Annotated in this window: 18 protein-coding genes and 5 pseudogenes; 17 read left to right on the top strand and 6 right to left on the bottom strand. The window is 56.6% G+C overall.

Translation table 11 applies throughout. From position 1 onward, the window contains the following. The first annotated feature begins 70 nt into the window (after positions 1-70). From BFQ04_RS28640 to BFQ04_RS14300, 9 genes and pseudogenes are all read left to right on the top strand, one after another. A protein-coding gene (locus BFQ04_RS28640) for an IS3 family transposase (RefSeq protein ID WP_371914492.1) occupies positions 71-1,290 on the top strand; the annotation gives its coding sequence in 2 pieces (ribosomal slippage) (positions 71-416 and positions 416-1,290; 1,221 coding nt in all). A 37-nt stretch (positions 1,291-1,327) separates the two neighbouring features. Next, positions 1,328-1,543 (top strand): annotated as a pseudogene (locus BFQ04_RS14330) (response regulator); the annotation flags it as partial. A 379-nt stretch (positions 1,544-1,922) separates the two neighbouring features. Next, positions 1,923-2,240, top strand: coding sequence for an IS66-like element accessory protein TnpA (locus BFQ04_RS14325; RefSeq protein ID WP_065951391.1), 318 nt, complete (start codon positions 1,923-1,925; stop codon positions 2,238-2,240). After that, positions 2,237-2,572, top strand: a complete 336-nt coding sequence (gene tnpB / locus BFQ04_RS30015) for an IS66 family insertion sequence element accessory protein TnpB (protein ID WP_065951390.1) — start codon at positions 2,237-2,239, stop codon at positions 2,570-2,572. Before BFQ04_RS14325 ends, tnpB begins: the two co-directional genes overlap by 4 nt. Before the next feature lie 50 nt (positions 2,573-2,622). Further along, positions 2,623-4,134 carry an IS66 family transposase gene (locus BFQ04_RS14315; protein ID WP_065951389.1) on the top strand — a complete coding sequence of 504 codons (1,512 nt, stop codon included), beginning with the start codon at positions 2,623-2,625 and terminating at the stop codon, positions 4,132-4,134. A gap of 171 nt (positions 4,135-4,305) precedes the next feature. Then, positions 4,306-5,088 (top strand): annotated as a pseudogene (locus BFQ04_RS30450) (MCP four helix bundle domain-containing protein); the annotation flags it as partial. Continuing rightward, complete coding sequence (locus tag BFQ04_RS30445; RefSeq protein WP_371914505.1) at positions 5,083-5,946, top strand: methyl-accepting chemotaxis protein; 864 nt, start codon at positions 5,083-5,085, stop codon at positions 5,944-5,946. The pseudogene BFQ04_RS30450 and the gene BFQ04_RS30445, both read left to right, overlap by 6 nt. A 447-nt stretch (positions 5,947-6,393) precedes the next feature. Next, entirely contained in the window at positions 6,394-6,684 is a 291-nt protein-coding gene (locus BFQ04_RS14305) for a hypothetical protein (RefSeq protein WP_065951387.1), read from the top strand. 2 nt (positions 6,685-6,686) lie between these two features. Further along, the gene (locus BFQ04_RS14300; protein WP_065951386.1) at positions 6,687-6,926 is read left to right on the top strand and encodes a hypothetical protein; all 240 of its coding nucleotides are present in this window, start codon (positions 6,687-6,689) and stop codon (positions 6,924-6,926) included. Positions 6,927-6,933: 7 nt separating this feature from the next. Here BFQ04_RS14300 and BFQ04_RS30010 read toward each other — a convergent pair. From BFQ04_RS30010 to BFQ04_RS14290, 4 genes and pseudogenes are all read right to left on the bottom strand, one after another. Continuing rightward, positions 6,934-7,071: pseudogene (locus tag BFQ04_RS30010) on the bottom strand (site-specific integrase); the annotation flags it as partial. Positions 7,072-7,371: 300 nt separating this feature from the next. Next, positions 7,372-7,599 (bottom strand): annotated as a pseudogene (locus tag BFQ04_RS30440) (methyl-accepting chemotaxis protein); the annotation flags it as partial. 45 nt (positions 7,600-7,644) lie between these two features. Further along, positions 7,645-8,376, bottom strand: a pseudogene (locus BFQ04_RS30435) (PAS domain-containing protein); the annotation flags it as partial. A gap of 810 nt (positions 8,377-9,186) precedes the next feature. Continuing rightward, complete coding sequence (locus tag BFQ04_RS14290; RefSeq protein WP_065951384.1) at positions 9,187-11,106, bottom strand: ATP-binding protein; 1,920 nt, start codon at positions 11,104-11,106, stop codon at positions 9,187-9,189. Positions 11,107-11,367: 261 nt separating this feature from the next. Here BFQ04_RS14290 and BFQ04_RS14285 point away from each other — a divergent pair, with 261 nt between their 5' ends. From BFQ04_RS14285 to BFQ04_RS14270, 4 genes are all read left to right on the top strand, one after another. Beyond that, positions 11,368-13,158, top strand: a complete 1,791-nt coding sequence (locus BFQ04_RS14285; RefSeq protein ID WP_065951383.1) for a sensor domain-containing phosphodiesterase — start codon at positions 11,368-11,370, stop codon at positions 13,156-13,158. Between the two features lie 617 nt (positions 13,159-13,775). Further along, a complete protein-coding gene (locus tag BFQ04_RS14280; RefSeq protein ID WP_065951382.1) occupies positions 13,776-14,378 on the top strand; it encodes a hypothetical protein in 603 nt (200 codons plus the stop codon). Between the two features lie 29 nt (positions 14,379-14,407). Then, entirely contained in the window at positions 14,408-14,716 is a 309-nt protein-coding gene (locus tag BFQ04_RS14275) for a hypothetical protein (protein WP_065951381.1), read from the top strand. 413 nt (positions 14,717-15,129) lie between these two features. After that, positions 15,130-15,369 (top strand): hypothetical protein, encoded by a 240-nt coding sequence (locus BFQ04_RS14270; protein ID WP_139111933.1) that lies wholly within the window; start codon positions 15,130-15,132, stop codon positions 15,367-15,369. A gap of 283 nt (positions 15,370-15,652) precedes the next feature. On the opposite strand, the gene BFQ04_RS14265 is transcribed toward BFQ04_RS14270, so the two are convergent. Continuing rightward, positions 15,653-16,603: an AraC family transcriptional regulator gene (locus tag BFQ04_RS14265; RefSeq protein ID WP_065951379.1), complete on the bottom strand. Its 951-nt coding sequence runs from the start codon at positions 16,601-16,603 to the stop codon at positions 15,653-15,655. A gap of 190 nt (positions 16,604-16,793) precedes the next feature. Between BFQ04_RS14265 and BFQ04_RS14260 the strand changes: the two genes are divergently transcribed. The 4 genes from BFQ04_RS14260 to BFQ04_RS14245 are packed head-to-tail and all read left to right on the top strand — an operon-like array spanning position 16,794 to position 20,444. After that, complete coding sequence (locus BFQ04_RS14260; protein WP_065951378.1) at positions 16,794-17,225, top strand: hypothetical protein; 432 nt, start codon at positions 16,794-16,796, stop codon at positions 17,223-17,225. A gap of 2 nt (positions 17,226-17,227) precedes the next feature. After that, the gene (locus tag BFQ04_RS14255) at positions 17,228-18,679 is read left to right on the top strand and encodes a M48 family metallopeptidase (RefSeq protein ID WP_065951377.1); all 1,452 of its coding nucleotides are present in this window, start codon (positions 17,228-17,230) and stop codon (positions 18,677-18,679) included. Positions 18,680-18,699: 20 nt separating this feature from the next. After that, positions 18,700-19,410 carry a hypothetical protein gene (locus tag BFQ04_RS14250; protein ID WP_065951376.1) on the top strand — a complete coding sequence of 237 codons (711 nt, stop codon included), beginning with the start codon at positions 18,700-18,702 and terminating at the stop codon, positions 19,408-19,410. Beyond that, positions 19,407-20,444, top strand: a complete 1,038-nt coding sequence (locus BFQ04_RS14245) for a DUF1176 domain-containing protein (protein ID WP_065951375.1) — start codon at positions 19,407-19,409, stop codon at positions 20,442-20,444. The genes BFQ04_RS14250 and BFQ04_RS14245 overlap by 4 nt, the downstream gene beginning before the upstream one ends. A gap of 258 nt (positions 20,445-20,702) precedes the next feature. Here BFQ04_RS14245 and BFQ04_RS29675 read toward each other — a convergent pair whose 3' ends face one another. Then, entirely contained in the window at positions 20,703-20,840 is a 138-nt protein-coding gene (locus BFQ04_RS29675) for a hypothetical protein (protein ID WP_175413286.1), read from the bottom strand. Between the last annotated feature and the right edge of the window lie 313 nt (positions 20,841-21,153).

Genomic DNA, 21,153 nt, shown 5'->3' with positions numbered 1-21,153 from the left:
TGAACGAGCCCCATGAAAGACAGGACACCGTTCCCCCCTTAAGATAAGGGATAGGCAAACGGGTATGTTTATGACTAACAGCAATAATAAGGGTGGCGAATTGCTCGGCCAGGAGCGCCGGCGTCGCTGGAGCACCGACCAGAAACTGGCAATGGTTCGCGAGAGCCTTGAACCGGGACAAAGCGTGTCCGTAGTGGCCCGACGCAACGGCATCAACGCCAACCAGCTGTTCCTGTGGCGCAAGCTTTACCAGGACGGAAGCTTGTCGGCGGTCAGTGCTGGCGAAGCCGTTGTACCGGCGTCGGAACTGACCGATGCGCTCAAGCAGATCCGCGAATTGCAGCGGATGCTGGGCAAGAAGACGATGGAAGCCGAAGTTCTAAAAGAGGCCGTAGAGATCGCCCGGTCGCGAAAATGGATTGCGCACTCACCCTTGTTGCCGGGGGACGACCAGTGAAGCTGGTCAGCAAATGTCTCGGTGTGGCGCGCTCGCAATTAACGGTTCGGATCAAGCAATCGCTATCGCCCAGAGTACGGCGAAGCAGGCCTGTGAATGACGCTGAGTTGGTAGTCGAAATTCAGCAACAGGTCAGCGAGCTGCCCAGCTATGGCTACCGTCGCGTCTGGGGATTACTGCGCCGTGCACGAGAAAAGCAACGACTCCCTGCGATCAATGTAAAGCGGGTTTACCGGGTCATGCGTGATCACAACCTGCTGCTTGAGCGCCGGATCAAACAGCCCGGCGTGCCGCGTCGGCACGAAGGCCGTATTGCCGTGAAAACCAGCGATACGCGTTGGTGCTCGGACGGCTTTGAGTTCCGATGCGAGGATGGCGCCAAACTGAGCGTGACCTTCGCCCTGGACTGCTGTGACCGTGAAGCCATCGGCTGGGTCGCGAGCCCGACCGGGTACAGTGGCGATGATATCCGCGACTTGATGCTGGAAAGCGTAGAGAAGCGTTTTGGTGACCAACTGCCGACTACGCCAGTGCAGTGGTTAAGCGACAACGGTTCGGCATACACCGCTGAACAGACGCGCGCATTTGCCCGGCAGATCGGTTTGCAACCGGTAACGACACCGGTGCGTAGCCCGCAAAGCAACGGCATGGCCGAGAGCTTCGTAAAGACTATCAAGCGTGACTACGTGGCGCATATGCCCAAACCAGATAGAGAAACGGCGCTGCGTAACCTGGCAATTGCCTTCGAGCATTACAACGAGCAGCATCCACACAGCGCCTTGAAATATCGCTCACCGAGGGAGTTCAGGCGCTTGGCGGCAGCATCAATTTAACGGGGAGTTGGTGTCCGGTTTTGTAGGGGCTAATCCAATTACCGACTTTATGATGCCGGTCATGGACGGTCTAGAATTCGCTACATCTGTGCGAGCACTTCCTTCCGCTAACGATTTGCCGATCATCTTGATGAGCGGTGCTCAGGCACACATCGGTATGCAGAGATCGGATCTGTTTGATGCAGTATTGGCAAAGCCATTCAATATCGATTTGATCATCGCCGAGGTTAGAAAGCTCTTAGGTTCCGAGTAGCTCCCAGCCGCTCAAGGCAATTTGAATCACCCTGGTTTTCGTAGACATTCTTGGCTTCCGTTTTTGGACGACAGAACTCACTCATGAACAGCCGCTTCGGGTCGATTTCAGCCGGTCCCGACAGGCAGCTATTGGCCGGATGCGGGCTATTCCTAATTCCCGCTCTCGGCCAAAGGCAGGCACTCGGGACTTACGATCTCACCCTGAGCACCACCGCTGTACCAAAAGCACTCAACTTAGGCAGGACGATGTCGGAAAGAGCATCATCACAGCGATGCCGCGTAAGCGTGCGGTGAACACACCTACCGAACTCCAGCATTAAGGACGATGGTGTCCGTCTATTTTTGCGGACGCGATCACCCTTATCGCCAGGATTTCCATGCGCCAACGAAGCTCTTACCCGAAGCCCTTCAAAGCCCAGGTCGTGCAGGAATGCCTGCAACCCGGAGCCTCAGTTTCCAGTGTCGCCATCAGCCACAGTATCAACGCCAACGTCATCCGCAAGTGGCTGCCGATATACCGCTACAAGGCGGTTGCGCCACTTCCAGCATTCGTACCACTGCAAACCATGCCCAAGCGGCATGCTGACGAGGCGGTGGTGATCGCATTGCCGCTGGGCGCTCAAACCATCACGGTCAAATGGCCCGTCTCCGACCCGGATGGCTGCGCACGCTTCATCCGCAGCCTTTCGCAATGATCCGCATCGACACCATCTGGCTTGCCACCGAGCCAATGGACATGCGCGCCGGCACAGACACAGCGCTGGCCCGCGTGGTCGCGGTGTTCGGTGCGGCGAAGCCGCACTGCGCTTATCTGTTCGCCAATCGCCGCGCCAATCGGATGAAAGTACTGGTGCACGATGGCGTGGGTATCTGGCTGGCAGCGCGCCGCCTGAACCGAGGTAAGTTTCATTGGCCCGGCACGCATCGAGGCCACGAAGTTGAACTCGACGCAGAGCAACTTCAGGCGCTGTTGCTGGGCCTGCCTTGGCAGCGGGTCGGTGCTAACGGCGTAATTACGTTGCTCTGAATCGGGTCTTTTAGCTGTGTCTGGTGGGCGGCTTTGGTAAAATCCACGGCATGACCTTCTCGCCCAATCTCGACCAAATGACGTCCGATCAACTGCGCGCACTCGCTGCGCAGTTGTTGTCGAAGGTCGACACCATGGGCCGAGAGAGCCGCCGCGACAAGACCGTCATCGAGCAGCTCTCTCACGAGATCGCCATCCTTAAACGCCACAAGTTTGCCAAGCGCAGTGAGCAGATCAGCCCGGCGCAAGGCAGTTTGCTGGATGACTTGCTCAGCACCGATCTCGAAGCCATTGATGCCGAGTTGAAAGCACTTCGTCCCGCCCCGGCACTGGACGAGCCACGCCAACAACCCAAGCTTGCAGCGTTGCCACCGCAGTTTCCTCGTACCGTGATTCATCACGAGCCAGAGAGCACTCAGTGCTCCTGCGGCTGCCAACTTCAGCGCATCGGCGAAGACGTCAGTGAGAAGCTGGATTACACGCCGGGCGTGTTCACTGTTGAGCAACATGTACGTGGCAAATGGGCCTGCCGTCAGTGCGAAACACTGATTCAAGCGCCGGTACCGGCACAGGTGATCGACAAGGGCATCCCCACTGCCGGCTTGTTGGCCCACGTGATGGTGGCCAAGTTCGCCGACCATCTTCCGCTGTACCGGCAGGAAAAGATCTTCGGCCGTGCCGGCCTGGCGATCCCGCGCTCGACGCTGGCTCAGTGGGTCGGCCAAACCGGCGTACAACTGCAACCGCTGGTCGATGCGCTGCGCGAAGTGGTGCTGGCCCAGCGCGTGGTTCACGCCGATGAAACGCCGGTACAAATGCTGGCGCCCGGCGAGAAGAAAACCCACCGCGCCTACGTTTGGGCCTACAGCAGCACGCCGTTCTCGGCCCTCAAAGCCGTGGTGTACGACTTCAGCCCCAGCCGTGCGGGTGAACACGCACGCAACTTCTTGGGCACCTGGAACGGCAAGCTGGTCTGCGATGACTTCGCAGGCTACAAAGCTGGCTTCGAGCAGGGCATCACCGAAATCGGCTGCATGGCCCATGCTCGGCGCAAGTTTTTCGACCTGCATGTGGCGAACAAAAGCCAGTTGGCCGAACAGGCGCTGCACTCCATTGGCGGCTTGTACGAAGTCGAACGGCAGGCCAAGGACATGAGCGATGAAGATCGCTGGCGATTACGCCAGGAAATGGCGGTGCCCATCGCGGAAAAGTTGCATGAGTGGATGATCGCTCAACGCGCGCTTGTACCCGAGGGATCGGCCATAGCCAAGGCACTGGATTACAGCTTGAAACGCTGGGTAGCGCTGACGCGCTACCTGGATGATGGTGCTGTGCCCATCGATAACAATGCCGTGGAAAACCAGATCAGGCCGTGGGCGCTCGGTAGGTCGAACTGGCTTTTCGCTGGATCGCCGCGCAGCGGTAAACGGGCGGCGGCGATCATGAGCCTGATCCAGTCGGCGCGCATGAACGGGCATGATCCGTATGCGTATCTCAAGGATGTTCTGATGCGGTTGCCGACGCAGAAAGCCAGCGAGATCGAGCAACTGCTGCCGCATTAGTGGGTGCTTAGCTGACCTACGCAAGGCGTATCCCCAGTACGCTTACCCTCGTCGTGCATCGTAGCAAGGTGCATGACTTTGTGAGTATTAAAGTTTACTTCGCCCCTGCCGCTATTCTCTTCAAGGAAACGACGCTTCTAACTCCCTTTGATCTCCTAATGAGTAATCCCTATGTCTTGGCTGAGAAGTCTGAAACTGAAGTCCAAGCTACTAACTGCATTTGGTCTATGCGCGTTGATCACTGTTGTTGTGGCAGCACTGGGTCAGTCCGGCATCGCCAAGCTGTATGGCCAACTGCAAGATACTGTGACCAACAACATGGTATCGATCCAGAAAACCGACGCAATCATGGCAAACGCCATTGCCACCAACCGTGACTTTTTTAAGGCCATTGTGCTGACAGCTGCGAACGCCAGCGATGACGATATCAACGCCGTTATCCAGTCGTACCGCGATAATCAGTCCGAGGCTCAAGATGCATTCAAAACTTACCGTGCCACCCCGCTAGAGGCAGACGAACGGGCTGCGGGCGACGATTTCGAACGTGACTGGCCGGCCTACATTGCTGCTGTGGATTTGGGTTTCGCTGCGCTAAAAAGTGGCGATATTGAACAGGCTCGAAGGCTCGCTACACACAACGTTACACCGCCTTACCTCAAACTCATTGCTGAGATCAAGATCATGATCGAGTCCAACAGTCGCCAGGCTCTCGATGTCGCGAAAGCAGGCGAAAGCACTAACAACCAAGTGACTTGGGTGCTGATCGTGGGCTGCCTGATCGCCATGCTGTGTGCCGGCGTACTTGGAATGATCGTCACTCGCATGATTACCCGTCCGATTTACCTATCGGTCGAAGGTGCAGAGCGCGTAGCTAAAGGCGATCTGACCCAGGCCATCGAGGTTCGGGGCACCGATGAAACTGGCCAGTTGTTGCAGTCTCTGTCCGTTATGCAAAGCAACCTCAAAGGCACCGTGCAGCAAATTGCCGACGCCTCGAACCAACTGGCTTCCGCAGCTGAAGAATTGACTGCGGTTACAGAGGACAGCGCGCGTGGACTGGTGCGACAAAACGACGAAATCCTACAAGCTGCTACTGCGGTCAACGAGATGACGGCTGCAGTGGAAGAAGTGGCGCGCAACGCAGCCAGCACATCTCAGATCTCCAGCCAGACTGCTGAAGACGCATTGAAAGGGCAGAAGCAGGTACAGCAGGCTGTAACGGCTATCAATACTGTGACAGAGGAAATTACTGACTCCACACAGCGAGTCGAGGCATTGGCCGGACAGATCCACGACATTACCAAGGTATTGGACGTCATCCGTGGTATCGCTGAGCAGACCAATCTGCTCGCTCTTAATGCTGCGATTGAGGCCGCACGTGCTGGTGAGCAAGGTCGTGGTTTTGCTGTAGTGGCCGACGAAGTACGTGCTTTGGCACACCGTACCCAGACATCCACTGGCGAGATCGAGGCTATGATCAGCAGGGTTCGTGGCGGTGCTGACGATGCGGTGCAGGCGATGGAGAAAAGTCAAAACCTCGTGCGCAGCACTCAATTACTTGCCACTGAAGCCGGCCTGGCACTAGAGCGGATCAGTAAAGGCGTTAGCCAGATCAATGAGCAAAACCTGGTGATAGCAAGCGCAGCAGAGGAGCAGGCTCAAGTAGCGCGAGAGGTGGATCGCAACCTGGTTAACATTCAGGATCTATCGACGCAGACGGCGGCGGGTGCCAACCAAACCAGCGCTTCTAGTCACGAGCTATCGCAGTTAGCAATTTCGTTTAATACATTGGTAAGGCAATTCCGATTGTAGGTCAGCACAATATAAGTTTGTATTGTGTCCGCTTAAACGTGGGCGCAATTTTCATTCATGAATGTGTGAGTTCCGAAGGTGTGTTCGCCATCCGCTTACAGAAAATGTGCATACTGGCGGGACATCGAAAACAATAGAGTCAGCGAAAAAGTAAATGTGAGCTATTTGTTTTGCGCACATATTCGGGTAGCGGAGGGTATAGGGCTTCGGCTGAAATGGAACCTTTCCGGAGGCCTCCACCGCCTGCTGGAACGCTCGACGGACCGAAGCGCCATTAGCCTTTGGCTGTTATAGAGCGCTTCCAATAACGCGCCCTATGTTCAATGGCCTCCCACATCAAGGCCCGCTCCGGCGGGCTTTTTTGCGCTTGACGGAAACCAGCCCCCCGGAGCCTGGTCTACCATTACCCTTGATAACGGCTGAGCATGATCGCTAAGGACGAGAGACGTGTCGCTACCCATCACCGCACGGCAGATGAATGCGCTCAGGGCGCTGCAACACAAGGACCCGGACCTGGGCGAGCTGGCCACCGCCATCGCGCTGGCCTTCGATGCGACGAAGGTCGAGAACCCGCAGATGGCGCGATTGATCCTGGAAAAGACCTGCCGTCGCATGATCGCCCGGCAACCCGGCAGTCATGAAGCAATGATTCAGCACCTGGCGACCTTCGGGAAACTGAATTGCCTGACACCGGCGCAGGTTAGTGACTTTATCGTTCAAGTCAGAAGGCACGCTTAATCATGCCCCAAGGCATTCATGAAGAAGCCCTGCGCGCCCTAGTGGAGGGCGGCGCGGTGCGCGATACGCTGGTCAGTCACCAGGAGGACAAGTGGACACTGGCCATCCGCCTGGGCGGCGCTGGCAGCCGCTGGTTGGCGGTACGCTCGCGCCGCGAAACGCTACGCATCTGGGCCAGCCTGACGGCGGTAGGACAATTTGCCGATGCGGTGGGGTTGCGCGGATTCTGTGTGGAGCTGTAACCGGCGATAGCTTCAATGCCAGCTGTAGCATCCCTACCACGTCCGGCCCGTCCTCGTTGATCCAGGTCCCATAGTGCTGACGGATCATATTGCCATTGGTGCGTCCCATCTGTTCGGCGATCCAGTCGATTGAAGCAATGCCTGTGGTAAGCGAAAGACCGCTTTGGGTCGTTTTCAGTCGGTCGCGACAGGCAGTAATCGGCCAGAAGCGGACGCTGATGACATGTCACCTCCCGGAGGTCATTCAGGGCTCTACAATAATCAGCAACGATACAGAGCGCCCTGAATAAATTCCCAACAGATGGTTCATATCTGGATGGGTAATGGATGCTCGAGCTCACTGCCGTTGGTTGTCTACTGTAATTTACTTAGTACGTACCGAGGCAGCGAGCAGATGGGCGAATATCGCCCCAGCTTGGATTAAACAGAGCAGTAGTTAGCGGGCGATCATTCCGGCAGCTTGTTCGGTTGCTTCTGTAGTGCGAGTCGCGAGCTTGCGAACCTCGTCGGCAACGACCGCGAAGCCACGACCCGCTTCGCCAGCGCGCGCGGCCTCGATCGCCGCGTTCAGTGCCAGGAGATTTGTCTGGTTCGCAATGCTCTGTATAGTCCCAACTATCTGAGACAATTGAGCGATGTTTTCCTCAAGCGTCTGCTGATGCGCGACCTCTGCCTGTCTTAGCGCTTCCTGCTCGTGCTGCAGATGGACATCCACAAGGGCCCCTACCACCCGAAGCGGCGAGCCGGAGGCGTCGCGCCGAGTCTGACCTCGAGCTCTGAACCATCGATATTCACCGCTCTTCATCTTTAGCCGATACTCGATATCAAAGGGCGTCCTCCCAGACCGGTCGTTCAGGTGAGCTCCAAAGGCTTTTAGGCTTTGCTCCTTATCATCCGGGTGCAGCCTGGATGCCCAGCTATCCAAGACATCAGGGAACTCCTCCACGGTTTCAAATCCAAGCAATCGTCTGAATTGAGGAGACCACCAGAATGGGTTCTTTGGATTTGCCGGGTCACCCGCGATAACTTCCATATCCCACAAACCGTCCGAGAGCATTTCCCTGGCCAGTTCGAACCTGGTGATGATCACATCGTGCTCTTCGTCTCGCTCAAGCTGATCATGGATGTCACGCAGAGAACCCGCTACGCGTATAGGCATACCTCGATCATCCCGCAGCGTTTCTCCTTGTGCATAGAACCAGCGGTATGAGCCGTCCTTCATCGCAAGCCGATTTTTCACCTTGTAAGGGGTGTGCCCGGATTTATCGTTCAGATGGCGGGTGAAAGCGTCAAGAGTGGCTTGCTTATCCTGCGGATGCAGGCGATCAGCCCAACTCGCTAGAACATTTGGGAAGTCGCGCTCATCGCTGAACCCCAGAAGGTTGCGTAGTTGCTGAGACCACCAAAAACGATTTTTAAGATTCACGGGGTCGCCGGCGACTACCTCCATATCCCACAGCCCTTCGCTGGAAGCGCGGTTCACAAGGTCGAATCTGATCTCGTGTGCAGAAGCGGACGATGCTGCGTCGCGAAGTAGCTCACGAGCTGCTTCCAATTCCTGCTCAAGCTCCTGTATACGGGATCTGGAACTGCGATCGAGTGAATCAAACGCCCTCCAGGCATCAAGGACTGCAACTGCTTCAGCGCATCCGTCTACTTTTGGCGGTACACCGCGAGTAATCGCAGTCACCAATTGTTTTATCGCGCGACGATCACGGCGCATTCCAAAGAAGGTAGTCATGGTAATTGGACTCATAATTGTTGCGGGCCCTATCCATGGCACCTCGCCACCTATATCGTCACTGAAGAAAAAAGCTGTACACAAATTTAAGTTTGTACACGTTCTTTTTGTATGAATTGCCCCTGAATGAGCAAATGTGTCAACAGACCTCGTTTAAAGGTCGCTTGTGGTCGGTTTCTACCTTTAGTGATCGGCAGTGTTCGGCCAAAGGCGGACGCTTTCCGAACTGAAGCTCAAACTCTGCAAGCAAGAAGCCCATCCTTCGCTTACAGGGCTACCTGAAACACATCACCCCATCGCTTTCTGGCGCCAACAGGATGCATCTGCACGGTTGTCGTAATCCTACGTCGATGCGGCTGTGTGCTATTCGATCAAGGAGTAGCGCTCGGCAGAACGCAATGTGAGCAACGTGATTGGCTAGCGGTAGTTCGCCAACTTTGAAAGATGCAGTCATTGGCTTCGCGGGCAAGGCACGAAGGTTGCGAATTGCTCGGCGTATACCTGAGGTGTCGAGCCTGCTCATCGTTGAGAGATTAAACGCTGCACAATTGCTTTAAGCTCTTTTAGGGCAAAGGGCTTTAGCAGGAGTTCGGTCTGGCCGCTTTTAAGTGCGATCGCCGGGACAGCATTTTCCAAGAAGCCGGAAATGAAAAGAACTTTGAGCGTAGGGCATTTTTCGAGAGCGATCACCGCCAATTCATCGCCACTCATACTGCCGGGCAGGCCGATGTCCGCGATCAGTAACGCTGCCTCTGCTTGTTCTTCCAACTCCCGCAGTGCTTGTGCAGCGGTTCCAGCCTTGGTGACTTGATAGCCGACTTCTTCCAGCGTCTCGCCAATAAGGTCCCGAATAGCATCCTCGTCGTCGACCACGATTACCCTTGCGTTATGTGCCTGGAAATCGTGTTCCATACTGATGGGTACGCTGACATCAACAGTTGTGGCTTGACTGTGGTGCAATGGCAGGAAAAGGCTCACCGTAGTGCCTTTCCCCATAACTGATTCGATCCGGGCTTCGCCCGATGATTGCTGGGCAAAACCATAGACCATCGAGAGGCCCAGGCCGGTTCCAGAGCCCAAGGGTTTGGTGGTGAAGAATGGGTCGAAAGCGCGCTCAAGCACGCTTTGTGGCATCCCCGTCCCGGTGTCAGATATCCGGAAAAGTGCGTATTGCCCTGCGTTCAGCGCTGTAGCGCCATCCGAGGTATCAACGCGGGCCTTGCTGATTTGGATCTGGAGCCGACCTCCATGAGGCATAGCGTCGCGCGCATTGATGCACAGGTTCAATATCGCGTTTTCCAATTGGTGGGCGTCACATAAGCACAGCAAAGTTTCTTCTGGTGCCAATAGCTCCAGTTCGATCCGCGGCGTGAGGCTCCTGCTGATGAGCTCCCTCATTTCTTGAGCTAGCAACGCCAGGTTGACTACTGAGCTCGCCAGAGGCTGACGTCGGGCGTAGGCCAGCAGCCGATGTGTCAGAGAGGCTGCCCGGGCAGAAGCATTTCGTGCGAGCCCTACATATAGTGGTAGGTCCTCTTGCTTGCCCTGGGCGATACGTCGGTCGAGCATGTCCAAGCTGCCCGTGATTACGGTCAGCAGGTTATTGAAGTCATGGGCTAATCCACCTGTTAGCTGGCCCACTGCTTCCATTTTCTGGCTCTGCTGCAACTGCGAGCTCACTTGCTCCAGCGCTTCTTGACGTTCCTTGTATTGAGTAACGTCCCGCGCGACCGCAAAGTACAGCCCCTCTCGACGTGCTATTCGCCAGTTCAAGTGCAGCGGTTTGCCATTGGCGCGAGAGCCTTGGGTATCGAGCTCTGCGATATCCCCTCTGCCCAGGGTGAGTAGGGCGTCCGACAGTTGGGAGGGGGAGATGAAGCAGAAAAATGCACCGCCCTTGAGTTCTAGATCTGAAAGCCCGGTTTCGGTTTGCCAGGCTGGATTCATCGCCACGACGTCACCGTCCTCGGCCAACGTGCAGATTAGGTCAGGGGATACATTCCAGATACCATCTCGCTCCAGTGTACGACGCTCGACCTCATACTCCAGACGATCGTTAACATCGGAGAGGGCGCTCAAGGTTCTTCGGAATAAGGCGCAAACAACCGCCATGCCGAAGGTCACGAGGGCGAAACTTGCGCTACTAACCCAGGCTGTCAAGCCATCATTAAAGCCAATCTCGCCAATGAAGAAATAGTGTGCGGTGAGCACTGCTAGCACGCAGCCTATGACCGATGGACCAACGCCGAAACAGAAACCGATGAACATAAGCCCCGGTATGAAAAACAGGTACGGTAGTGCTGTAAAGGGAAGCTGCACGCGCACGGCGGCACAAAGCGCAATCACCACGACGGTGCCGGCGTAGCTAACCGGAGGGCTTGGCTGATTGCGTGCAAATCGGCGCACCAACTCAAGACTACGAGAGAGAATACTGATCAAATGTTGCTCCGTCGGGGCCAGGTCGGAGAGCTGAGGTGCGAATTGTCGGCAGTCGATATGGCGATGGTTCGCAACCTTAGATAATTATAGGCAACCACTCCTTCAGCTTTAAGCGGTTTACAACTAGGGCCTATAGTTTCTGATTATCAGCGCAATGGCTAACAATAATTGTGGGAATTTGGCACCGTGATAAGCTCAAGGCATAGAATCAACACCTAATCTTGGTATTTCCAGCCGACTTATCACTCAATAGTAGCCGAAATGACCACATGCAACTTATGGCCCGAAGAAGAATGCGCTCGGCTGGTCGACGTAGACCGTTTGACCTCCGACTTGGAAAGCGGCTCGGACCCTGTGCTAAACAGCATTGTGGCGATGGTCTCCAGCTATTTTAAGGTGCCTACTTCGCTGGTCAGCATCATCGAGCGCGACTATCAAGTTTTCAAAGCCCGTGTGGGCATGGAGCCTGAACGGACCTCGCGCGAAATATCCTTCTGCGCCCACAGTCTCGACGAAGGGGGGATGTTAGAAATATGTGACCCTGTCGCTGACCCGCGGTTCTTGAGCAACCCCTTGGTAATAGGCGCTCCGTTCATCCGGTATTACGCAGGTGCTCCGTTGACAATCAATTCAGGGCGCAACCTGGGCAGGCTCTGCGTGCTTGACTATAAAGCGCACGCTCCGATGGACGAGCAAGGGCGAACCCTTCTGCGCAACGCGGCCCAGGTCGTGGTGGCGAGGTTGGAATCCATGCACCGCTCGCATTACATCGACCCGATGACTGGCTTACCCAACCGGCAGCGCTTTGAAGCAGACATTCTGCAGGCACCTGATCAGCATGAGCGGGTCGCTGTCCTTATAGAGCCGCTCTCCGCATCGGGGATGGACAGTTTGGCGAAGTCGCTTGGCAGCGAGTTTTTCACCAACTTCATGCTGGCGGTCAAAGAGCTGGTCTTGAAGTTGCTGCCCGCAGAGACGCGTTTGTACCGCTCCGGCACTCTGGGCTTTGTCGCATTGCTCAACCACCGGACACTGTCGCTGTCCAGCCTGGCCGACAGCATAGTGCATGCGTTCGAAAGACCGCTGTACTGTGGGGATATCCCCGTTTTCTCCGATGTAGGGATCTGCGTACTGCCGCACAAGCCCGAATCTGGCCTGCCGACGGATATCCTGCGCCAGATGTCCAGCATCACTGATGCTGCGCGCCGAAGCGAGAGGCGTTGGCTCGATTACGACCCCGCGATCGATTCGAGCCTGCGTCGCAGCACCGTACTTCTGAATGACATCGAAGCGGCACTTGGCACCGTTGATCAATTCAGGCTGGTCTACCAACCTCGTGTCGATCTTGCCAGCAACCGGTGCGTTGCTGTTGAGGCACTGCTGCGGTGGTCGCATCCCAAGCTAGGTGAGATTAGCCCTGCTGAATTCATCCCGCTGGCCGAAACCACAGCTTCTATTCGCCACATCACCAGTTGGGTAGTGCGGCGCGTCTGTGAGCAGCTATCAGAGTGGCGCGCTAAGGGCTTGGAAATGACTGTCTCCCTGAACGTCTCGGCACTGGATCTGACTGACGGACGTCTGTTCGATCAGTTGGTCGAGAGCCTGCAAGCCTTCAAGGTAGCACCACGATTCATTGAGCTCGAATTTACCGAAAGCGTCCTAGTGACTGACTTCCAGGCCGTGCGGGTCCAGTTGCAACGTTTTCGCGATCTCGGCGTTGCCATTGGGATTGATGACTTTGGCAGTGGTTACAGTAACTGGGCCTACCTGCGCGAGATTCCGGCAAGCAGCGTCAAGCTCGATCGTTCACTGCTCGTTGATCTTCAGCCGGGTAACAAAGAATGGCACATAATCCGAGGCCTGATCAGCTTGGTGAGAAATCTTAGCCTGACCGTCGTGGCGGAAGGAGTTGAAACTGAGCTGCACTACCACCTGCTGCGAGGTTGGGGGTGTCAGCAGGGCCAAGGTTATTACTTCGCCAAGCCATTATCACCGGTCGCCCTTCTCGCCTGGCTTGACGAGGGTGCCTGGTTGTCTGGGCGGCCTAGCTGACGTAATGGCGGGCTGCTTCGTTTCGGCGGGACTTGTACAGCCATCTATAGCTAAGAGAAAGCGATTCAAGAAGCGGATAAAATCCGATCTAAACGCATCGATGCGCATCATGAAACTCAGTATCGGAGCTGGAAACGTATCCTCAAATCGGTCCTACCCTGGCGCGTTACAAAGTCTAAACTGAGAATCCAGGAGTACTTTTGGTACAGCGGCAATGCTCAGGATGAGATAGTAAGTCCCGTGTGTGCTTCTGGCCGAAAAGCGTCTGCTCGTGTTAAAGGGCCGGGCTTGAAGAATTGACAGACCATTTGTGCGCTTGAGTTCCTTTACTGTGGTTGCCGGAGTTGGAAAGCAATTTGTCGTTGCAAATCTGGCTTACGGCTGTTCACGACCCGAAGAGCACGAAAGGGGGTGTACCAGGGATCATGCGAGGTGCTCATTTCGATTTTCTTAAGCAAATACCTCCCAATGATCAAGCTACGCCGCTCTCTATGTGCACTGCATAGGCTCCGCATCTGATATCGTCGCGACGCTTCAAGCACAAAATTTTCTGTTGTTACGCAATGCGACTCCTCTTTTGTGGTCTGTAACCCTGACTCCGCAAAAGGAAAGGCTTCATGTCGATACGCCCTCTGCTTGGCCTGATTGCATTGCCGTTGTTCGCAGGTTGCCAGTATTTGCCCCACACCAACTACTTCACCGCGCCCGAAAACGAGCCCAATCCTGCCTGGGTACGTATCGTCGACTACACGCAACATGCCGAAGTTTACCAATACGAAAACGGTAAACGTTCCGGCGGCGCTGTTCGCACCGGCCTCCTGCCGTTCACCCATACACAGGACTTGGGTATGCCCAAGGCAGGGCAAGACCTCACATGGGACTATTACGAAACGCAGATCCGACCCGGTATAGAAACGCAGGTGGATCTTTTCTGGGAGGGGTCACTCACTCGCTCCTGCCACATCTCGACGAAGTTTACTCCCCAAGCCGGACTCTATTACCAGTTCAGGCTGACATCCGGCTCATCAGGCAGCTGTAGGGTGTACGCATCGCTGATTGAGGGCGACACAGAAGGACACGGTTGGCATCTCACGCCGAATCCGCAGGTGACCTATAACGGTGATGGACCGACGGCCCAAACCTATTACCAGAACAGCAGGTTTGAGGACCCCGATTATCATCCACCTGAAGCTCTGTATCCGGGGATGGACATTTACTAGATAGGTGCACGACTACAAGGAATCGTTAATTGGCTAGCGCAAAATACTTCCGAACGCTCGGCGAGCGAGCCTCAGAAGATGTGTTCGCATGGGCGGCATTTGTCGCGCAAACAGAATTCCTGTGGAAAGACACAAGGTCAGTTCAGAACGCCGTCGCCTGGCGGCGTATTTGGTTCGAGCTGGAAATAATCAACGGGCTTGCGCTGGCGCATTGGGAGGATGAGGGAAAGCCTGTTAACTGGTCGAGCCGCTGGAATACCGACTTTCGACAAGAAGCGGCGGCTCTGGCGAATGACTTGCTGGAGCTTTTGTGTGATGCAGAATCATCTGGAGGCTGAACCATCACGCTGGTCTCACGCAAAGTGCCCAGAAGTCGGATTGCGGCGAACAACGACCCGACGGTCAGCTCAATAGGGTTCTAAACCGCTCTTCAGGGAGTTCCCCTGCAAAAATTGCGTCGGCTTTCAGCGGCACATTCTCAAAATATGCCAGCTTATCCATTGTTCCTTGGTGAGCGTTTTTCGGTCGCGCATTTATACGGCGGCGGGCTTATCTGTTTAGCAGTGTGGTTCGTTCTCAGTAAGAGCAAGCCGAAGCAATAGCCCTCACCGGCTTCGGATTGATCCAATAACTCAAACGGCACTCAACAATTCCTCATCTGATTGGCTGGTGGCCACTAAGTGAATACCATGTCTTAGTTTTGCGGAGTCTTGTGGGTGACTTGCCCGGACGCATACGGATGATGAATAGAATGGGATTGAAGAACAGCGAAAACCAAGTCGGAGTTTTAATTGCCGCTGCACATTTCATCCGGACTGGGCGTATGGATCTGGGTGCTGAGCTGGTGGAGAAACTTTGCCCTCCTAAAGCGCACATTACCGGTGTAGGTGACTACGACCGATGCCAGCTAGTGCGGTTAAACCTGGAGCGTGGATTCAATTTAGAGGGGCTTGATTCCATTAAGCCAGGTTTCGACCACGAATCACTTTGATACGTTGAGCGCCGCCGAACCCCATGCCGCTCCGATCAAGCCCGGATAGCAGGGAAAAAGCGCCACGAATCCGGTTGTATCAACCTGACTTCACCGGACGCTTACCAAGCACACACATCATTCTCAAAGGCAGCCAGTAGTCACGAAAAACGACCATGGCACTCACGAAATTTGAGCACGGCGGGCTGCTTCAGCACAGGTCGTTTGGCTGTACGATGGGCCCCAGGTGGCCGCAGAGGCGCTCAAACAAGTCGGCTTAGCCCAGGTTGATTCAATACGCCGCTCACTCCTTACCCGGCGGATACCCGAACCGCGCCTTGTAGGCATGGGTGAAGTTGGCCGGGTCTGCGTAGCCGACACGGTACGCAACCTGCGCCACCTGCCATTTGCGTTCGCACAACAGTTGGCGAGCCACTTCCATGCGACAGTCGCGCAGGTAGTGCAGCATCGACCTGCCGAACGCCTGCTTGAAGGCGCGGCGCAGCGTGGTCTCCCCCACACCCAGCATGCATGCCAGCTCAGGGCTGGCCGGTGGCCGGGCGAGATTATCTTCGAGCAGTTGCCGGGCTTCGTGCGCCAGATCGCGCTGGGCACGGGTCTGGCCCTGGGGGCGGGTTTGCTGGCCGCCCAGGTGCGCTGCCAGCTCCACCAGTACTGCCAGGGTCAGGCTTTCCTGATGCAGCCTGCCCAGTGCGCCGTGGTAGGGCGTCTGGTACAGGCGCTCGAACAGCGAGCGCAGCGCCATGCAGCGGGGCAGTGGCGTGAAACGTACACCGTCCTGTTGCAGGCGCAGCAGCGGCAACAGCGTGGTGTCGCCTTCCTCGGCCTGTTCGTGAATGAACGAGCCGGCGATGCGCAGCCCCGCCAGCCGTGCGTGGCTACCGGACGGCAGGATATCCACCGCTTCCATTGGCTCGCTCAGGCCCAAGCTGACCGGGGCTTCCGGCGTGTAGCGATTAGGCGTGCGGCGGTCGATGCTATGGCTCCATCCTCCTTCGAGGACCTGCACAATGCACAGACTTTCGGGCAGCACCTTGTGGATGCGCAGCCGCTCGGTAAAGCGAAGGTCGCAGTCGAAATACTGCATCAATGGGCGCACGGTTCGCGCCTGGTAGTACCCGCTGGCACTGCCGATGATCTCCCGCGCGGACGCGTCGAGGATATTTGACCGGCTCAAGGGCTGCGGGCCATCGAAGAACACTTCGGTGTCCCGGTAAGGGGTCCAACTCTGCATGGCTTTCAATACTGGCTAACGGCTATTTGACGTCAATCCGACAATGGGGTCGCAGTATAGTGCTGGTGGTGCTTTTTTAACCAGTGCCTGTGACCGGCGGCCATTCACTTGTGTGAGGCGGTCAGCAACCTTGACGATTCGGTGACTCTGGCTTATCAGGTGCACTCATTTCATTACCGAGGACACTGGCATGTTCCTGAGCACCTGCGCGCGCGCACTCACCGTTGGCGCGTTGCTGCTGACTTCCGCTTTCACCCTGGCCGACGACGCCCGCCCGGAAGTGGCCGACAAGGTCATGGCTTACCAAGGTGAGCAAGGCATGAAGGTATGGACGCTGCGCATCGGTGCCCGCCCTGTCAACGAGGCCCTGGTGCAAGTGGAAGGGGTGGACCATGACTGGAACCTGCGCATCCAGAAAATGAAAGTGGAAAAGACCGCCAAGGACACGCGCTACAGCACCGAGGTCAACGGCCTGAAGTTCGTGGCGCTGATCCTTCAAGATGGCTATGGCGAGCTGTACTTGCCTGACGAAAGCCAGGAGTTGAACGTGGGCTACAGCGAAGGGCTATCGTCACAGGGCAATGCCCAAGCGTTCCTCACCGACTACCTGAACCAGAAGTGATCATGTCTACCTCATCACGCAGGTTGCGGCTGCTGGCCTTTCTGTTTCTGGTCCCGTTGGGGCTGATGCTTTACGCACTGCTGCAAGACGGTCGCGTGCACTGGGCATTGAGCGACGAGCAGCAAATGCGCGACTGGATCGTGGCCGCCGAAAAAGACCCCGAGCATCTTTTGCCGGTGCACAAGAGCCTGACCGGCGGGTATGTGGGGGCCGAGTACATCGTGCCGCACATGCAGCAGGAGATCGCCCGCATCGTGCAGGACCACGGCTGGCTGACGTTACGCGGGTTACTCGCGCACCTGGCTGAGCTGTGTGCGCTGGCGGCCGCCCTGACCGGTCTGGCGCTGCTGGGTAAGCTCAAGTATGACGCCCTGCGCTCTATTCGTTCGCAAGACTACATGCTGCAGCACCTGACACTGGCCTGGCAGCGGGTCACCCAACTGATCTTCCTTGATGTGGCGCTGCTAGTGGCAGGTATCAGCCTGTGCCTGCTCTACGAAATGGTCTGGGCCTACAGCAACTGGGACAGGGGCGGCGCCATGCCGTTGCTGTTCACCCTGCCGCTGTGGGTGGTGCTGGCAGGTGGCGTGCTGTTGCTGCGCAGCATCCGCAAGCGGCTGGCACCGCTGGAGGCACCTGCGCTGGGGCTGCTGGGGCGTGAATTGTCACGCGAGCATGCGCCGGGCCTGTGGCGTTGGGTGGATGACATTGCACGTACGGCCAATGCACCCTCGCCGGATCATATCGTGGTGGGCGTTGATCGCTCCTGGTTCGTGACCAGCAGCCAGGTGTTCCTGCAGTCAGCGCAGGCGCCGCTGCTTGGGCGCACGCTGTATATCCCGCTCACCTACGCCTCGGCCATGAGCCAGGACGAAGCAGGCGCTGTGGTGGGACATGAGCTGGGGCACTTCGCATCCGGCGACACGGAGAAGGGCTCGCAACTGTCGTCGCTGTTCCATAGCGTGCATTCACGTATCCACACCATGCTCGAAGACAACGACAGTGACACCCTGCTGGCCGGCCCTGGCATCTGGGTGTCGCTGTACTTTCTTGAGCGATTCGATCACGCCTTCCATCACTGGAGCCGCCGGCAGGAACTGGCCGCCGACGAAGTGGGCGCCAGGGTGGCCGGTGCCCGAACATTCGCCTGCGCCTTGCTGCGGGTGTGTGCCTTGTCCGAGCTGATCGACCTGCTGCTCGCCAGCCCGCAGACCCGCAACATTGTGCAGGCGCTCAACAGCCACATGGGGCAGCACGCGTTGCCGGTCAGCCCCCACACCCTCGAACACCGTGTCGAGCACCCCTTCGACACCCATCCGCCCACCTTGCAGCGCGTACACAACCTTAAGGTGGCACTGGACGACGACTTGCTACGTCAGGCGTCCCGTCCGGCCAGCGAGGCTGACAGCCAGTGGTTCAACCAATTACTCGCCGACACGGCGCACACCGCATGAGCAGCACGGAGACTTGACCCATGAATAAACCACCCTACCAACCTGGCAGCGCTGCCGACCTTGCTGCGTCGCTGACCGACGAATACAACCAGGCCACACGCACCGAAGCCGAAGACGCCACCGGCAACTTGCAAGCCTTCATCGACTCGGTGCCGGATAAGACCGAGTTTACCTCCTCACCTCGTGTCAAATACGTGTTGCCCATCGCCGCGTTGGTGATGGCACTGCTGGCCTGGGCGGTGCTGCGTGACATGGGTGGGGTGCATCGTCCGGGTGACAAGGGCGGCGTGGGCGCCTTGATCTTCTGCCTGGTCGGGGTTGCCATACTGGTTGCCGCTACCTGGGCCAACCGCCACTCAGGAACGTTTGTGTTCATGACGCTGGATCACCGTTGTCTGCGTGTGCACAACCTCCAACAGCCTATCGACCTGCTGCAGGTGGGGCGTGTGAGCTACAAGAACGGCCGTTGGATGGAATCGCTGATACTTGAACTCGGCTCGGACTCAGGCGAAAACTCACACCAGCGCAAGGTCAGCTTCGAGTTCTCCAAGGCCCTGTTCACGCGCAGCCGTGGTACGCCAAAGGTACGCATCATGTCCGTGGGCTATCGGGTCAACGGAAAACCGCTGCGCGATGACGAGCTCCTGGGCGTGATGGAGAGCTACTTGAACGTGGCCCGGGCTGAGCAGGAACTGGCAGCGCTGCGTCAGCGTCAGATGGGCTTCGTATGAAGTCCGCATTAATTGCCGCAGGGCTGGCGGCCGCATGGGTGAGCTCTTCGCCATACGCAGCTGAGCACGTGCCGCTGTATCGTGAAATCAAGGACTGGGTGGTGGGATGTGACAATACACGTCAGTGCACAGCAGTGTCTGCGTCTGAGGACATGGAGCTTGCGCAGTGGACGGTACGCATTACCCGCAAGGCCGGCCCTGAGGGCAAACTAAGGGTTGCTCTTTATACCCAACAGGACGTTAATGGCCAGCCCCAACTGGACGGCAAACCGTTAAGGAGTGCACTGCAGAAGGGCGATGCAGAATCAGGCGAGGATTGGTACGCCACCGGCGCCGTAGCATTGACGCTGATCGACGAGTTACGCAATGGCAATCGCCTGACTGTAGCTGCGACACAGGGCGAACAGGTAGCCTCGCTTGATGGAATCAGTGCTGCACTGTTGTTGATGGATGCAGTGCAGGAGCGAGTCGGCACACAGAGCGCTTTGATGCGTCGAGGTGCCAAGCCTGACAGTGAAGTGCCGTCGGCGCCGGCCGCACCTGTACTGCCGGAGTTCAAGCCTGTTGGGCAGCCGGATGAAGCAGAACAAAAGCGTATCGGCGATGCGGTGATCGCTGCGACTCTTGATACCTGGAAACAAGACGTCGATGATATGAGCAAGGTCGAGACCAGCGTTTACGCTCTGAACGAGGAACAGGCGCTGGTTATCATCCAGACTTGGTGTGCAGCCTACAACTGCGCATATGTGCTATACCAAGCACCGCGTGAGCATCCTGAGCAGGTCAAGCCTCTTGAAATGCAGGTTTTTCCTCATGGCTTGGGCGATGAGCCAAACGGCGCTGTTGGTTACGATCCGGACACAGGAGAACTGTCGAGTTTTAACCGGGCTAGGGGCTTTGGTGACTGTGGCAGCGAGCAGTTCTGGCGCTTCGACGGTGAGCGGTTCCAGCCTCTGTCGCTATCTGGCATGGTGCGCTGCGCGGGCGTGGAGTCGCCTTATTGGCCTCGGATGTACCGGGCAGCAGATATCTGAAACCGCGCCAGGTACACCTAAGCCCCGCCGTAAAACATGGGGCCAGGTACGTAGGAGAGGAATGTTTTTCGATCCTCAAAACCGAGTGCATAGGGCTGATCAGTTTTCAAAAGGTGCTGCTCGCCGGCACTATCAAGCCCAAGCGTTGCAAGACACCGCGCGAGCTTTATTTTCTTCGTGATAAGCCGACTCCTGACAACATTCGCCTGAGTTACGCAATGCAGGAAAGCGTTAGGGCTATATGCCCTAAAGTACAATCTACTTTTTCTTTTTATCCGGCGCTTGAGTCAGTGCCGAACCTGCAACTGATTTTTCATCAGCGGTAGATTTCTTGTCCTTCAGTTGCTCGCTGGCCTTGGACGCAACACCTTTACTTGTTTTTTCATTGTTAGCCATGCGGAACCTCTCAGTAGGTGTGCCGATGGTGGCACGTTACCTATTTTTAATTTATAGACCACAGTTCTGCTGGGGTCGAATCGTGGATTGAAAAAGCCATGCCTACCAAAGCCCCTAAAGTGCGGCTGGATGACCGTATACTCGATGCGCAGATAAAGGCAAGCCACTGGCTTGCAGATGGCAACAAGGCCTTTGCAGCAGGCCGAGTCACGAAAGCTGATCGATACTTTCAGAAGGCACGATTTTGGTTAGATCGCGCAAATCATCTTTCAGGGCAGGGTGAAAGCCCGGCTCCATCCCGGTAAAAAGCATA

The sequence above is a fragment of the Pseudomonas sp. 37 R 15 genome (assembly GCF_900004865.1).
Lineage (GTDB): Bacteria > Pseudomonadota > Gammaproteobacteria > Pseudomonadales > Pseudomonadaceae > Aquipseudomonas > Aquipseudomonas fluorescens_AM.
This window is presented reverse-complemented; position numbering and strand designations above follow the sequence as displayed.